This is a genomic window from Mesorhizobium sp. M3A.F.Ca.ET.175.01.1.1, from assembly GCF_004791945.1.
Classification (GTDB): Bacteria; Pseudomonadota; Alphaproteobacteria; order Rhizobiales; family Rhizobiaceae; genus Mesorhizobium.
In genome coordinates, this window is the sequence record NZ_SRTP01000001.1 from 191,821 (window position 1) to 206,197 (window position 14,377).

The 14,377-nt window shown below is 64.2% G+C and carries 16 protein-coding genes; 5 read left to right on the forward strand and 11 right to left on the reverse strand.

Going from position 1 to position 14,377, the window contains the following annotated elements; genetic code table 11:
* Nucleotides 1-101: 101 nt before the first annotated feature.
* The 3 genes from EN818_RS00950 to EN818_RS00960 all read right to left on the reverse strand — a co-directional run bounded on the left by EN818_RS00950 (nucleotide 102) and on the right by EN818_RS00960 (nucleotide 4,406).
* Complete coding sequence (locus tag EN818_RS00950; protein ID WP_095806027.1) at nucleotides 102-626, reverse strand: hypothetical protein; 525 nt, start codon at nucleotides 624-626, stop codon at nucleotides 102-104.
* Nucleotides 623-2,854, reverse strand: a complete 2,232-nt coding sequence (gene purL / locus EN818_RS00955; RefSeq protein ID WP_095806026.1) for a phosphoribosylformylglycinamidine synthase subunit PurL — start codon at nucleotides 2,852-2,854, stop codon at nucleotides 623-625. The genes EN818_RS00950 and purL overlap by 4 nt, the downstream gene beginning before the upstream one ends.
* 142 nt (nucleotides 2,855-2,996) lie before the next feature.
* Nucleotides 2,997-4,406: a PLP-dependent aminotransferase family protein gene (locus tag EN818_RS00960; RefSeq protein ID WP_095806025.1), complete on the reverse strand. Its 1,410-nt coding sequence runs from the start codon at nucleotides 4,404-4,406 to the stop codon at nucleotides 2,997-2,999.
* A 91-nt stretch (nucleotides 4,407-4,497) separates the two neighbouring features.
* Here EN818_RS00960 and EN818_RS00965 point away from each other — a divergent pair, with 91 nt between their 5' ends.
* Nucleotides 4,498-4,746 (forward strand): DUF1127 domain-containing protein, encoded by a 249-nt coding sequence (locus tag EN818_RS00965; protein WP_095806024.1) that lies wholly within the window; start codon nucleotides 4,498-4,500, stop codon nucleotides 4,744-4,746.
* Between the two features lie 149 nt (nucleotides 4,747-4,895).
* On the opposite strand, the gene EN818_RS00970 is transcribed toward EN818_RS00965, so the two are convergent.
* From EN818_RS00970 to purC, 4 genes are read right to left on the reverse strand one after another with little or no spacing between them, the layout of a single operon-like run.
* On the reverse strand, nucleotides 4,896-5,306 hold the full coding sequence (locus EN818_RS00970; protein ID WP_095806023.1) for a hypothetical protein: 411 nt from the start codon (nucleotides 5,304-5,306) through the stop codon (nucleotides 4,896-4,898).
* 44 nt (nucleotides 5,307-5,350) lie between these two features.
* On the reverse strand, nucleotides 5,351-6,019 hold the full coding sequence (gene purQ, locus EN818_RS00975) for a phosphoribosylformylglycinamidine synthase subunit PurQ (protein WP_095806022.1): 669 nt from the start codon (nucleotides 6,017-6,019) through the stop codon (nucleotides 5,351-5,353).
* A 2-nt stretch (nucleotides 6,020-6,021) separates the two neighbouring features.
* Nucleotides 6,022-6,261, reverse strand: coding sequence for a phosphoribosylformylglycinamidine synthase subunit PurS (gene purS, locus EN818_RS00980; protein ID WP_095806021.1), 240 nt, complete (start codon nucleotides 6,259-6,261; stop codon nucleotides 6,022-6,024).
* A 57-nt stretch (nucleotides 6,262-6,318) separates the two neighbouring features.
* Nucleotides 6,319-7,113 carry a phosphoribosylaminoimidazolesuccinocarboxamide synthase gene (gene purC / locus EN818_RS00985; protein ID WP_059185109.1) on the reverse strand — a complete coding sequence of 265 codons (795 nt, stop codon included), beginning with the start codon at nucleotides 7,111-7,113 and terminating at the stop codon, nucleotides 6,319-6,321.
* Nucleotides 7,114-7,388: 275 nt separating this feature from the next.
* On the opposite strand from purC, the gene EN818_RS00990 reads away from it, so the two are divergent.
* Both EN818_RS00990 and EN818_RS00995 read left to right on the forward strand, forming a co-directional pair.
* Nucleotides 7,389-7,709, forward strand: a complete 321-nt coding sequence (locus EN818_RS00990; RefSeq protein ID WP_095806020.1) for a DUF1476 domain-containing protein — start codon at nucleotides 7,389-7,391, stop codon at nucleotides 7,707-7,709.
* A 157-nt stretch (nucleotides 7,710-7,866) separates the two neighbouring features.
* Entirely contained in the window at nucleotides 7,867-8,640 is a 774-nt protein-coding gene (locus tag EN818_RS00995; protein ID WP_135903906.1) for an HpcH/HpaI aldolase/citrate lyase family protein, read from the forward strand.
* A 15-nt stretch (nucleotides 8,641-8,655) separates the two neighbouring features.
* On the opposite strand, the gene EN818_RS01000 is transcribed toward EN818_RS00995, so the two are convergent.
* Nucleotides 8,656-9,213: an alpha/beta hydrolase gene (locus EN818_RS01000; protein ID WP_095806163.1), complete on the reverse strand. Its 558-nt coding sequence runs from the start codon at nucleotides 9,211-9,213 to the stop codon at nucleotides 8,656-8,658.
* Between the two features lie 196 nt (nucleotides 9,214-9,409).
* Here EN818_RS01000 and EN818_RS01005 point away from each other — a divergent pair, with 196 nt between their 5' ends.
* The gene (locus tag EN818_RS01005; RefSeq protein WP_095806162.1) at nucleotides 9,410-10,222 is read left to right on the forward strand and encodes a VOC family protein; all 813 of its coding nucleotides are present in this window, start codon (nucleotides 9,410-9,412) and stop codon (nucleotides 10,220-10,222) included.
* A gap of 79 nt (nucleotides 10,223-10,301) precedes the next feature.
* Here EN818_RS01005 and purB read toward each other — a convergent pair whose 3' ends face one another.
* A complete protein-coding gene (gene purB, locus EN818_RS01010; protein WP_095806019.1) occupies nucleotides 10,302-11,609 on the reverse strand; it encodes an adenylosuccinate lyase in 1,308 nt (435 codons plus the stop codon).
* A 278-nt stretch (nucleotides 11,610-11,887) separates the two neighbouring features.
* Here purB and EN818_RS01015 point away from each other — a divergent pair, with 278 nt between their 5' ends.
* Entirely contained in the window at nucleotides 11,888-12,142 is a 255-nt protein-coding gene (locus EN818_RS01015) for a DUF2171 domain-containing protein (protein ID WP_095806018.1), read from the forward strand.
* 70 nt (nucleotides 12,143-12,212) lie between these two features.
* On the opposite strand, the gene EN818_RS01020 is transcribed toward EN818_RS01015, so the two are convergent.
* Both EN818_RS01020 and EN818_RS01025 read right to left on the reverse strand, forming a co-directional pair.
* Nucleotides 12,213-13,232, reverse strand: a complete 1,020-nt coding sequence (locus EN818_RS01020) for a P1 family peptidase (protein WP_135903908.1) — start codon at nucleotides 13,230-13,232, stop codon at nucleotides 12,213-12,215.
* Nucleotides 13,232-14,302 (reverse strand): branched-chain amino acid ABC transporter substrate-binding protein, encoded by a 1,071-nt coding sequence (locus EN818_RS01025; RefSeq protein WP_095806016.1) that lies wholly within the window; start codon nucleotides 14,300-14,302, stop codon nucleotides 13,232-13,234. The genes EN818_RS01020 and EN818_RS01025 overlap by 1 nt, the downstream gene beginning before the upstream one ends.
* Nucleotides 14,303-14,377: the final 75 nt, after the last annotated feature.

Consider the following 14,377-nt stretch of genomic DNA (forward strand, 5'->3'; position numbering starts at 1 on the left):
CAAAATCCTGTTTTCGAGCGCAGTGCAGCCCGTACGATAAGAGTCGTAAGCAAGCCTAGAACCTTTCTGGTCCGGATTGAAGCCGTTGCGTCCACAGAGCTCTATGCGTTGTCCTGCCGAGGATGGACCGCACCGTTCTCGCCGATATCGTCGCGGGTCGAAAATGAGCGGCCGAGGCTGAAGGTCAGCACATAGAGTGGGATGTTGATGGCCAGACCGACCGTTGGAAGATAGCTTGTCATCCGCCACAGCGCCAAGAAGAAGGGCTGGCCGTAGCCGTCGCAGGCAAGCGACGAGCCATACTGCCACAACACGCTGATCGCTGCGGCAACTGCAAACAGCTTGGTGCAGGTGGCGACATGCCTTGCTCGCGCCGGGTCTGGCGATAGCCGGTCCCATAGCAGCAGGCAGACGATCGGAACCGCATAGATCAGGGTCTGCACAGCGAGCATCGGCAGCGTGCCGTTGGCAGCGGCAAGGAACTCGGCCCGCGTTTCCAGCCGCGGGCACACCTCGCTCGAGGTCGTCGACAGCAGGAAGAAGACGAACGGGCCGAGAAACCAGAAGAAGAACAGCGACGGCCAGAAGACGACTGCCAGCAGCGCCCGGGCGGCGAGGCTGTTCAAATGGCCTGGTCCATGAAGCGCGGGAACCAGCCCTCGTGGACGGCGGTCAATTCGCTGACCGGTATCGCACGCGTGTCGCCGAGCTTCAGCGCGCTGCCGCCGGTGGTGCCGATCCACGGCGCGAAGATGCCGAGCCTGCTCTGCTCCTCGCGGATCCTTTCCCAGTCGCTGCCTTGCGGGTCGATCGAGAGGGTCAGGAGATAACGCCCCTGATCCTCGCCGAACCAGACCGGGATCGGGTCGGCGCCGTTAAGCCCGGGGACGGTGGCGCCGATGCCGGAGGCCATCGCCATTTCGGCCAGTGCCACGGCCAGGCCGCCATCGGAAACGTCGTGCGCCGCGGTCACCACGCCGGACGCGATCAGCGCGCGCACATGGTCGCCGACGCGCTTTTCATGCGCGAGGTCGACCGGCGGCGGCGGGCCGTCGGCACGGCCATGAATGTCGCGCATATAGACGGACTGGCCGAGATGGCTGCCCCAGCTCGACGGAGCGCCGACCAGCACGATCATCTGGCCCTCGGCGGCAAAACCGATGCGCGCCATCTTCGACCAGTCGGCGATCAGGCCGACGCCGCCGATGGTCGGCGTCGGCAGAATGCCACGACCATTGGTTTCGTTGTAGAGCGAGACATTGCCGGAGACGATCGGGAAGCCGAGCGCGCGGCAGGCATCGCCGATGCCTTTCACCGCGCCGACCAGCTGGCCCATGATCTCGGGGCGTTCCGGATTGCCGAAATTGAGGTTGTCGGTCGCCGCGAGCGGCAAGGCGCCGGTGGCGGTCAGATTGCGCCAGCATTCGGCCACTGCCTGCTTGCCGCCTTCATACGGATCGGCCTCGCAATAGCGCGGGGTCACGTCGGAGGAGAAGGCGAGAGCCTTGGTCGGATGGCCCTCGACGCGGACCACGCCGGCATCGCCGCCGGGAAGCTGCAGCGAGTTGCCCTGGATCAGCGTGTCGTACTGCTCCCACACCCAGCGGCGCGAGGAAAGATCCGGCCCGCCGAGCAGCTTGAGCAGCGCGTCGGCGACATCGGCCTTGGGCGCATCGCCGGCGGCCAGCGGCGACGGCTTTTTCGCTTCGACCCACGGGCGGTCATATTCCGGCGCCTGATCGCCAAGTTCCTTGATCGGCAGATTGGCGACCTCGTCGCCCTGATGCAGCACGCGAAAGCGAAGGTCGTCGGTCGTCCTGCCGACAATGGCGAAGTCGAGGTCCCATTTGCGGAAGATCGCCTCGGCTTCCTTCTCCTTTTCGGGGCGCAGCACCATCAGCATGCGCTCCTGACTTTCCGACAGCATCATCTCATAGGCGCTCATGCGCTCCTCGCGCACCGGCACCTTGTCGAGATCGAGCTCGATGCCGAGATCGCCCTTGGCGCCCATCTCGACCGCCGAGCAGGTGAGGCCGGCGGCACCCATGTCCTGGATGGCGATGACGGCGCCGGAAGCCATCAGTTCGAGGCAGGCCTCCAGCAGGCATTTCTCGGTGAAGGGGTCGCCGACCTGCACGGTCGGGCGCTTCTCCTCGATCTTGTCGTCGAACTCGGCAGAAGCCATGGTGGCGCCGCCGACGCCGTCGCGTCCGGTCTTGGCGCCGAGATAGACCACGGGCAAGCCGACGCCCTTGGCCTGCGACAGGAAGATGGCGTTGGTCTTGGCCAGGCCGGCGGCAAAGGCGTTGACCAGGATGTTGCCGTTGTAGCGCGGGTCGAAATTGACCTCACCGCCGACCGTCGGCACGCCGAAGGAGTTGCCGTAGCCGCCGACGCCGGAGACGACGCCGGCCACCAGATGCCGGGTCTTGGGATGATCCGGCGCGCCGAAGCGCAACGCATTCATGGCCGCGATCGGCCGCGCGCCCATGGTGAAGACGTCGCGCAGGATGCCGCCGACGCCGGTCGCCGCGCCCTGGTATGGCTCAATATAGGAAGGGTGGTTGTGGCTCTCCATCTTGAAGACGACGCAGTCGCCGTCACCGATGTCGACCACGCCGGCATTCTCGCCCGGCCCCTGGATCACCTGCGGGCCGCTGGTCGGCAGCGTGCGCAGCCATTTCTTGGACGACTTGTAGGAGCAGTGCTCGTTCCACATCGCCGAGAAGATGCCGAGCTCGGTGAAGCTCGGCTCGCGTCCGACCAGGTCGAGGATGCGCTGGTATTCGTCCGGCTTCAGCCCATGCGCGGCGACGAGTTCCGGGGTAATCGGCACGGAATTGGAAATGGTCATGAGCGGCGATTTATGTCCGTGGGAGAGGGGATTTTTGAGTCTCCTCTTATCGCAAGCTTTCGCGCGATACACCCCTCCGGATCACGAAAAACGCCGGAAACCGCCTCGCCGATGAAAGCCAGCCCGTCCGCCCGCCGGGCGCTCAGGAAAAACTGTCGTAGCCGGCGCGGCCCTCGTCCAGCAGCCGTCGAATGACTGCGACGCCGCCGGCCACATCCTGGTTCTGCCGGGGCTGCGATACGCCGAAACGAACACCGTGGAAGACCTGCTCGGAACGGCCGGCCTTGAACTCGTCCTCATCGTCGAGGAGCACCCCCTGCGCCAGGCAGGCATTCTTGAAAGTGCCGGAGAGCCAAGGGTCGGGCAAGGTCAGCCAGACGAACGGCACATTGTCCCTTGTTCTGAAATCGAACCCGGCGAGCATCTCGCGGACAGTGACGACGCGGGTCTGGATCTCGGCGACGCAGCGCATGCGGATATCGCTTGCCTCGCCGGACATCACCAGCCTCGAGCCGACCTCGGCCAGCAGGAAGGGCAACCCGCCGGTCATCATCTTGTGGGCGACGCGGATGCGATGACGAAAGGCCGGCGGGCAGGACAGCCAGCCGCCGCGCACGCCGGCCGCGACCGACTTCGACAGGCCACCGGCGACGATCGTGCGCTCCGGCGCATATTCGGCAAGCAGCGGCGTCGGGTCGTCGGTCAGGTCGCCATAGAGATCGTCCTCGACCAGCACGACATTATATTCGCGGGCGACGCGCGCGATCGCCTGGCGCCGCTCCGCCGGCATCGTCACCAGGGTCGGGTTCTTCGCCGTCGGCATCAGGAACATGACCTTCGGGTGCTTCTGTGCGCAGACCCGCTCGAAATCGTCGGGGTCGATGCCTTCATCGTCCGATAAGACCAATGCGGTTCGCCGTCCGATCAGCCCGGCGCTGCGCGCGATCTGTGAATAGGTGAGGTGCTCGAAGACGACATAGTCGCCCGGCATGGTCAGCGCGGCGATCGCCGCCATCACCGCCGCATGCGTGCCGAGCGTCGGCACGATGGAATCCGGCGAGGGGCGGAAGGAATTGCGCGCCAGCCAGCGGCTGCCCGCCTCAAACCAGCGTTCGGGGAAATCCCTCGTGTAGCTCGAAATCTCATGCGGATGGTCCCGCGCCGTTCGCGCCAGCATCTCGGCGATGATCGTGTCCTGGCCGATATCGGGCGCGGCGGTGCTGTCGAAGCGCAGCTTGCCCGCCGGCGCATCGATGGGGCGTGTGCCGTGTACGGCAGGCTCCAGGTCCGGCTTCGAGTCTCCGGCGCTTTGAGCGAGCACATAGGTGCCGCGCCCGACCTCGCCGCTCACCAGTCCGCGTTCGCGCAGCAGCTGGTAGGCCCGGCCGATGGTGCCGACCGTTGTTCCGATGTCGTAGGCGAGATCGCGCTGCGGCGGCAGTTTCGCACCGGCATCGATGACGCCCTTGTCGATATCTGACTCAATGCTGTCAGCAAGGCGCTGATACAGAGGGCCGGAGCCAACGGAGAGATCGGGGAGCCAATTTGTCATGGTGACAATTTTCTATATTGCACCGGCTGATGAGTCAATGCATATCGAAGGGGCGATTGTCAGGGTGCAATCGAGACAAGGCAGGACGGCAATGGATACAATCGAGACAATTGACTACGCTGGCCCGGCGCTGCGCGCGCAGACCGAGCCCTTGGCCCGCCGCGGTTTTGCAGGTCGCGTGGCGCTCGTGTTCCGTTCCGTCGTCATGCAGATCGACCGCATGCTGCAGCGCCGGCGCGGACGCCTTGCGCTGCTGGAGATGACGGACGAGCAGCTCAAGGATATCGGCATCTCGCGCTGCGATGCGCATCGCGAAGGCATCAGGGCATTCTGGGATTGATCGCTTTCGGGCGATCCCGACCGGGCCTGCGGCTCACTACCGCAGGCGGGCGATGCCGTCATCGACAAACATGGCGAGCAGCAATAGCCCCAGAAAACAGTGGCGGCCGGCGCCGCATCGCGACGCTGGCGCCGCCGTTCTCCGCTGCCTCACGCGGCAGCGGCGCAGGATGGATTGCCGGCCTGCCAGCGGGCGATGTCGGCGCCGATGCGGGCGCCCAGCGGTTCGGCCATCAGCGGCCCGAACACGTCGACCTTGCTGGAATTGCCCTGTGCCTGCACGACCAGCAGCGGTTTGCCACCGTAATGCTTGGCCGGCACCAGCAGGAAGCGCGGCGTGCCGCTGTAGGAATTGAGTTCATTGGCCATCTGGTAGGACTTGAAGGCCGGATCCTTGCTGGCGATCCAGCATTTATGCGCGGCGATCGCCACCTGCTCCATGGCAAGCAGCGAGGCGCTCTTGCCTGACGACACCGGCGCGGTCTTCGGAGCGGACTGGCAGGAGGCCAGCGAAACGCCGGCGGCGGCCAGCAGAGCAAGGCGAGCAATCGTCAGTCTCATGGTCAGGCCTCGCCGCTGCGGTCTGCAAGGAATGTCTGAAAGGATCAAGCGGCGACGCCGAGCGCGCTTTCGAACAGCGCGCGGCCATCGCTGCCGCCATGCGCGGCCTCGATCAGGTTCTCCGGATGCGGCATCAGGCCGAGCACATTGCCGTTCTCGTTGACGATGCCGGCGATGTCGTTGATCGAGCCGTTGGGATTGGTGCCTTCGGCATAGCGGAACACCACCTGGCCTTCTCCTTCGAGGCGGGCGAGCGTCTCGGCATCGGCGAAATAGTTGCCGTCGTGATGCGCCACCGGCGAGCGGATGATCTGTCCGGGCTTGTAGCGGCGCGTGAACATGGTGTTGGCGTTGGCAATCTCGAGCTTGACGTGCCGGCAGACGAACTTCAGCGATGCATTGCGCATCAGGGCGCCGGGCAGCAGCCCGGCCTCGACCAGGATCTGGAAGCCGTTGCAGACGCCGATCACTGTGACGCCCTTGGCTGCCTTCTCGGCCACCGCCCGCATCACCGGCATGCGCGCGGCGATCGCGCCGCAGCGCAGATAGTCGCCGAAGGAAAAGCCACCGGGGATGGCAATCAGGTCGACGTCCGGGATCTCGGTGTCGGTCTGCCAGACGGTCACCGGCGCCTGACCGGAAATCTTGGTCAGCGCCGCGATCATGTCGCGGTCGCGGTTGAGGCCAGGCAGGAGGACGACGGCTGATTTCATGGTCAGGCGATCTCCACCGCGTAATTCTCGATCACCGTGTTGGCCAGAAGCTTGTCGCACATGGCCTTGAGGTCGGCCTCGGCCTTGGCCTTGTCGGTGCCGGCAAGCTCGACATCGAAGACCTTGCCTTGGCGCACCTGGCCGACGCCGTCGAAGCCCAGGCCCGACAGCGCATGCTCGATCGCCTTGCCCTGCGGGTCGAGAACGCCGTTCTTAAGAGTGACGGTGATGCGGGCTTTCATCGGTACTCCTGAGTGATCGGTGGTGCTGGCGGACCTGCTGTTGCGGCAGGTCGCTAATCAGTGCTTCGTGCCCTTCGACGGCTCGGAGGAGGCGACGAGCACCGGGCCGGTGGGGCGCGGCGGCTCGTTCTCGTTCATGATGCCGAGGCGGCGGGCGACTTCCTGATAGGCCTCGACCAGGCCGCCCATGTCGCGGCGGAAACGGTCCTTGTCGAGTTTGTCCTGCGTGGCGACATCCCACAGCCGGCAGGAATCCGGCGAGATCTCGTCGGCCACGACGATGCGCATCATGTCGCCCTCGAACAGGCGTCCGCACTCGATCTTGAAATCGACGAGCTGGATGCCGACGCCCAGGAACAGGCCGGAAAGGAAGTCGTTGACGCGGATGGCCAGCGCCATGATGTCGTCGATTTCCTGCGGGCTTGCCCAGCCGAAGGCAGTGATGTGCTCTTCCGAAACCATCGGGTCGTCGAGCGCGTCCGCCTTGTAATAGAATTCGATGATCGAGCGCGGCAGCACCGTGCCTTCCTCGATGCCGAGGCGTTTGGCCAGCGAGCCGGCGGCGACATTGCGCACCACCACTTCGAGCGGGATGATCTCGACTTCCTTGATCAACTGCTCGCGCATGTTGAGGCGGCGGATGAAATGGGTCGGGATGCCCATACGGTTCAAATGGTTGAAGATGTGCTCGGAAATGCGGTTGTTGAGCACACCTTTGCCATCGACCACCTCATGTTTCTTCTTGTTGAAGGCGGTGGCGTCATCCTTGAAGAACTGGATAAGCGTACCCGGCTCAGGGCCCTCATAGAGGATCTTGGCCTTGCCTTCATAAATGCGGCGGCGATTTTTCATCTGATTTTTTCTCTGGATTGGCGGGCAGGCGGCAAGCGACCAGTTCCTGTCCGTCTGCCTAAATTAGTTGTGGCGACGGTGGCGTTCAATGCCGGTGTCTATCGCAATCGTAATGTTTGCTCAATCGGCAAATCCTGCCAATCAACCAGTTTCCGGACCGAATGCCGCAGCGCAGCATTCGATCAAGCATATTGACCGGGTCGCGACCTTTTGGTTTGTGCTGGGTCAGCACACATATTGCAGGCCTAGCGGATCGGATTGACCGGAGGGACGTCATGAGCAGCATGAAAGACCGCGAAGAGGGCTTCGAGCGCAAGTTCGTCTTCGACGAGGAGCTTCGCTTCAAGGCTTCGGCACGCCGCAACAAGGCGCTCGGCCTGTGGGCCGCCGAAAAACTGGGCAAGAGCGGCGCCGACGCCGAGGCCTATGCCAAGCAGGTCGTCGTTTCCGACATCGAGGAAGCCGGCGACCACGATGTCTTCCGCAAGATCCGCACGGATTTCGACGCAGCCGGCGTCCACCAGTCGGACCATCAGATCCGCCGCACCATGGACGAGTTGATGGCGGAGGCGATCGAGCAGATCAAAAACAGCTGACGCTGGAGATGAGCATGATGTCGCCCGACAGCCGCTCCACAGGTTTCGGCATCATGCTCTAGCTGGACCAATCGACCGCCCGGCCTCGCCGGGCGGTTTTTCTTTGCCTTTGCTGCCGTTTCCGGATGAACTGCGCGCCGTCAACAAGGAAGTTCCGATGTCGCTCAAGTCCCGCCTGGCTGCCGATGAAACCCTGTTCACCGCATGGTCGGGAGTTCCGGACGCGCTGACGGTCGAGATCATCGCCAAGCAGGGTTTTGATGCCGTCACCCTCGACATGCAGCATGGCGGCCACCACGAAGACAGCGTGCTGCGCGGCCTGGTGCCGGTGCTCGCCGCGAACAAGCCGGCGCTGGTGCGCATTCCCGTCGGTCGCTTCGACATGGCGAGCCGGGCGCTCGATTTCGGCGCCGAGGCTGTGATCGCGCCGATGGTGAATTCGGTGGCCGACGCCAGGCAGTTCGCCGCGGCGATGAAATATCTGCCGCTGGGCGAGCGTTCATGGGGACCCACCTATGCCTTCCCGCGCCATGGCAGAGGCGACCATGCCGAATGGCTGCGCGACAGCAACCAGCGCACCATGGCTTTCGCCATGGTCGAGACACGCGCAGCCTTCGAGGCGCTCGACGGCATCCTGGACACGCCCGGCATCGACGGCATCTTTGTCGGCCCGTCGGATTTCTCGATCGCCTGGTCGAGCGGCACGACCGTCAATTCGACACTGGAAAGCATGATGGAAACCGTGGCTTCAATCGCCGAGCGCACGCGCAAGGCCGGCAAGCACGCGGCGATCTACGTCATTGAACCGGCAGTCGCCGGCCGTGTCGTGTCGATGGGTTATCGGCTGCTCGCCATGGGTTCCGACCACACGCTGATTTCGCTCGGCGCCAAGACGCTTTTGAAAAGCATGCGGGATTCGATCGGCTCCTGAGCGCCTTGCGCCCGCTCAAGGTTCTTTGAGCTCGGTCATGAACTTGGCGAACGTCATCGAGCCTTCCGGCCACGGGCCAAAGCCGGCATCCTGGTTGAGGTGGCCGGCCTCGCCGGCGTCGATGAACAGCGATCCCCAGGCGGCGGCAATGTCTTCGGCAACCTCGAAGGCGCAGAACGGATCGTTGCGGCTGGCGATCACGATCGACGGAAAGGGCAGGGGATCGCGCAGATAGGGGCCGAAGGTCATCAGATGCCTCGGCCTGATCTCCGGATTGGCAACGTCCGGAGGCGCCACGAAAAAGGCGCCGGCGACCGGCTTCTTGAACTGCGGAATGGCCTGCACCGCCGCCGCCACGCCAAGCGAATGGGCGACGATCACGACCGGGCGCTCGGCCTCGTTGACGGCGTTCGCCACGCTCGCCGTCCAATCCTCGCGCACCGGCTTCGTCCATTCGGCCTGCTCGACGCGACGCGCCGTCGACAGCTTCGACTGCCACCGCGTCTGCCAGTGCTCCGGTCCGGAATTGGTGTAGCCCGGCACGATGAGAATATCTGCATCCTTGACTTTCATGGCGCGCATGTAGCGAGCGGCCTTGTCTCGTGCAACCATGACGGCGGAGGTGGCACATCACAATTGTGAACAACCTGTTCGATTCTTTCCGACTTGTGTGAACGATCGCAGTGGACGATCTGAAGGGAGAAGACGAGGACAACAAACCGGGTTACGCACTTCCCATTGGAGTGGCTGCAGCCCAATGGAGAGTTCGATGAGTGAATTGCCTTTTGCCGCGACCACACCGGTCAGCGTCTCGCGGGTCGGATTGAAGGCGCGTGACGCGGAAAGTCTGGCCGCCTATTACCGCGCCGTTGTCGGCCTGCAGGAGCTGGGCCGCGCCGACGGCGCGATCACGCTTGGCGCCGCCAATCGTCCGCTGCTGGTCCTGGAGCAGGACGCCTCGGCGAAACCCGACGATCCGCACAGTGCCGGTCTGTTCCACACGGCCTTTCTGGTGCCGTCACGCGCCGATCTCGGCCGCTGGATCAGCCACGCCGCCGCCAAGCGGATCGCCATCGAAGGAGCATCCGACCATCTGGTCAGCGAGGCGCTTTATCTCACCGATCCCGAGGGCAACGGCATCGAAATCTATGCCGACCGGCGTCCGCAGGACTGGAAATGGAACGGTGACAGAATAGCCATGTCGACCGAGCGGCTGAACCTGCCGGCGGTTGTTGCCAGCGTGCCGGCAGGCGATGCCGGCTGGCAGGGCGCCCCGGAAAACACCATCGTCGGCCATGTTCATCTTCGCGTCGGACGTCCAGAAGACGCCGAGGCCTGGTGGCATGACGAGTTCGGTTTCGACACGGTGGCCAAATATGGCGGCCAAGCGGTGTTCCTGTCGTCCGGGCACTATCACCATCATATCGGTGCCAATGCCTGGCGCAGCGCCGGCGCCGGCCGTCGCGATCCGTTCCGCTCAGGGCTCGCCTGGGTCGAAATGCGTTCGGACAATGTGAACGCCGAGAGGACACAGGAAGATCCGTGGGGCACGGTGATCAGGACGGTGCCTGGCAAGGCTTGATCCACTTCAAGCCGAGGCCAGCGCCGCCCCTTATCCACCGTTCGGGCACCTTCTCCCTGTGAACGGGGAGAAGGAAAGGTCAAGCCTCTCCAAACACCCGCTTGAAGATCGTGTCGACATGCTTGGTGTGGTAGCCGAGGTCGAATTTCTCGCGGATATCGGCTTCGGGGAGTGCCGCGGTCACTTCCTTGTCGGCAAGCAGTTCCTCAAGGAAATCAGCGCCCTGTTCCCACACCTTCATGGCGTTGCGCTGCACCAGCCGATAAGCGTCCTCGCGTGACACGCCGGCCTGTGTCAATGCCAGAAGCACGCGCTGCGAATGCACCAGGCCGCGGAACTTGTTCATATTCTTCAGCATGTTGTCGGGATAGACGAGCAGCTTGTCGATGACGCCGGTGAGACGCGACAGCGCGAAGTCGAGAGTGACCGTCGCATCCGGCCCGATCATGCGTTCGACCGAGGAATGCGAGATGTCGCGTTCGTGCCAGAGCGCCACATTCTCCATGGCAGGCATGGCGAAGGAGCGCACCATGCGGGCGAGACCGGTGAGATTCTCGGTCAGCACCGGATTCCGCTTGTGCGGCATCGCCGACGAGCCCTTCTGCCCCGGCGAGAAATATTCTTCCGCCTCCAGCACCTCGGTGCGCTGCAAATGGCGGATCTCAGTGGCGAGGCGTTCGACCGACGAGGCGATGACGCCGAGCGTGGCGAAGAACATGGCGTGGCGGTCGCGTGGGATAACCTGGGTCGACACCGGCTCCGGCTGCAGTCCCAGCTTCTTCGCCACATGCTCCTCGACATAGGGATCGATGTTGGCGAAGGTGCCGACGGCACCGGAAATCGCACAGGTGGCGATATCTTGGCGTGCATGCACCAGCCGCTCCAGGCAGCGCGAGAACTCGGCATAGGCCAAGGCCAGCTTGACGCCGAAGGTGGTCGGCTCGGCATGGATGCCGTGGCTGCGGCCGATGGTGACGGTGTTCTTATGCTCGAAGGCGCGGCGCTTCAGCGCCGCAAGCAATGCGTCAAGATCGGCAATCAGGATGTCGCTGGCGCGCGTCAACTGCACGGCAAGGCAGGTGTCGAGCACGTCCGAGGAGGTCATGCCCTGGTGGATAAATCGGGCATCGGGTCCGACGAATTCGGCAAGGTGGGTGAGGAAGGCGATGACGTCGTGCTTGGTGACGCGTTCGATCTCGTCGATCTTGTCGACGTCGAATTTGGCGGCGCCGCCCTTTTCCCAGATGGTTTTCGCGGCCTCTTTCGGGATGACGCCCAACTCGGCCAGCGCGTCGCAGGCATGCGCCTCGATTTCGAACCAGATGCGGAAGCGGGTTTCGGGCGACCAGATGGCGACCATTTCGGGCCGGGAATAGCGAGGGATCATCGTACGGGTCCTGCCTGGGAGAGGTTTTGGCCGCGTCCTAACAGAGGCCGGTCCAATGCTCAACGTCGCTGGCGCAAACCAGATGCTGGCGCGATTGGTGCTGCGAACCCAAGCGGACTGGCGGCAAGCAGGGCAGAGATGCCCCATCGGACTGCGTTTCACCTCCCAATTTCATCACTTCCCTGTACGGGAGGGTGAAAACGTCATTCTGCCGCTTCAGGCACGCATCCAATATCTTCGCCGTCTGTTGTTGTGGACAACGTCAAGGGAGATCCACCATGACCGACGCCAGCGAAATTCGCGAGCATATGGAAGTAATCGGCGCCGACGGCGTCCATATCGGCACCGTCGACAGGGTCGATGGCCGGCGCATCAAGCTGACCAAGGCCGACAGCGGCATGGGTTCCCACAAGGGCCATCACCACTACATTCCGCTGAGCCTGGTGGCCGAGATCGATGGGCAAAAGGTCCGGCTGTCGGCGAACTCGGATGTCGCGGTATCCTTCGAGGAGGAAAAATCCGATCCGACCTGATCGGCGCTCTCGGAGCGTCTTGCCGCAGTTCCGGACGCAAGGCCGCCATGGGCGTCCTCAAGGCTCCAGACTAGCGCGACGACCAAACCGGGAAAATATCTCCTTCGGCGGGTGTCGCGGCAAAGACGCCTCGGGCGATGGCGCGCGCCATGGTGGCGCCCGCCGCCGTATAGAGGTCGATCGCGGCGTCGGCGCTGAGTTCGATGCCGCTGCGGCCGGTGGCGAGCGCAAAGACCAGATCGCCATCGGCCGGCGTGTGCGTCGGCCAAATGGCACGCACGAAGCCGTCATGCGCCGCGATCGCCAGCCGCTTGGCGGCTGACTTGGAGAGCACGGCGTCCGTTGCGATAACGGCAATGGTGGTGTTGCCACCCTCCACCGCCTGCGCCCCGAAACGGCGGTCGCGGAATTTCAACAGGATGCGCCGGGCGTCTTCCGGCATTGGATCGGGATAGCCCAGCGCGCCGAATTCCTCGCCGATCTCGAAGGGAGCGGCCCAGAAATGGCGGCTGCGCCCGACCGTCACCGAGCCGATCGGGTTGACGGCGGCGAGCGCGCCGATGGTGATGCCGCTGTCGAGCAGCGTGGAGGCCGAACCGAGCCCGCCTTTAAGCCCAGAGGTGAGCGCGCCGGTTCCAGCGCCGGCCGTGCCGATGGGGAAATCGACCGCTGCCGCCTGCACCGCCGCATAGCCGAGTTCGCGGTAGGGTGGATAGCGGCCCCAATCCTTGTCGCCGGCATTGCGGAGATCGAACAGGATCGCTGCCGGCACGATGGGCACGCGAAAGCCGCCCACCTCGACGCCGATGTTTCTTTCGCGCAACGCAGCCTGAACGCCTGAGGCCGCATCCAGGCCAAAGGCCGAACCGCCCGAAAGCACAATGGCGTGGACGGTTTCGATGGTGTTGTGCGGTTCGAGCAGGTCGGTCTCGCGCGTTCCCGGCGCGCCGCCCAGCACCTGCACTCCGGCCACCGCCGGCTCATCGCACAGGACGACCGTGACGCCTGATTTCAACTGGGCATCGGCGGCATTGCCGACGCTCAGTCCGGCGACGTCGGTGATCCGGTTGCGCGGCCCGGCGCGGAACATCACTCCACCTCCAGCGGCACGAAATGCGTGCCGTCGAAGCGGTAGACGCGAAATGGGTTCTGGGTTAGGTCGCCCTTTTCGTCGAAGCGGATGGTGCCGATCGCGGTTTCGAAGTCATGCCCGGTCAACGTCTCGGCGAGCGTTTTGCCGGTGCTCTGCGCGTCCGCGAGTGCGGCCTTGGCGATCTCGACCGCCGCATAAGCGGGCAGCGTATACCCTTCCGGAACGATCTTGCTGGCAGCAAAGGCCTGCACCACCGTCTGATCGGCGATCTCAGCCCATTCGGGTGGCGCGATCATCAGCGTGCCGGGAGCAAAAGGCACCTCGCCCGGCGGCGTGCGCAGATTTTCACCGCCGGCAAAAGTGATGCCTGCATTGAGAGAGCCGGCATCGCGGCCCATGATGGCGATGTCGTCGCCATCGCCCCCGGCGAACACCTTCGTGGCGCCGGCCCTCTTCAGCCGCCCGATCAACGCGATCTGGTTGTCCAGTTGGGGCCGAAACGTGTCGACGAAGACCGGCTTCAGCGCCGCCTGCTCCGCGGCTGCGCGCAATGTCTCGGCCATCTCGCGGCCGTAGATCGTTCCGTCATCGACAATGGCGAACAAATCGTCCTTCCAGAGCCGGGTGAGGATCGTAGCCGCCGCATTGCGTTCGTCATCGCCGCGCGGGCCAAGCCGGTAGACCGGCCAGCCGGTCTTGGCGCGCCTGTCGGTCAGGCTTTCGGTGCGCACCCCAACCGTGATGACCGGGATATTGGCATCCTTGAGGATCGGAAGCGCTGCCTCGATCGCCTCGGTGCAGAGAAAGCCGACCACGACATCGACCTTGGCGTCCACGAATTGCCGAGCGGCCGCTGTCCCGCCATCGGCGGTGCAAGCGTCGTCGACGATCTTGAGGGCAAGGCCATTCGCCTGCGCCGCCGGGCTGGCGCCGTTCTCGATCTGCTTGCCAAGGACTGCGGAGGGACCGGAGAGCGGTGCCGCGACGCCGACCAGACCGTCGGCATGGGCGCTCGCGGCCAGCGAGAGCCAGAACAGCGCGGCCAATGTCGTCGTGATATGGCGCATTCGGGCGAAAAATTCCTCTGTGCCGAAGCTATAGTCCGACACTATTCCAGCAAAGACCTAAAGGCTGGCTAAGCC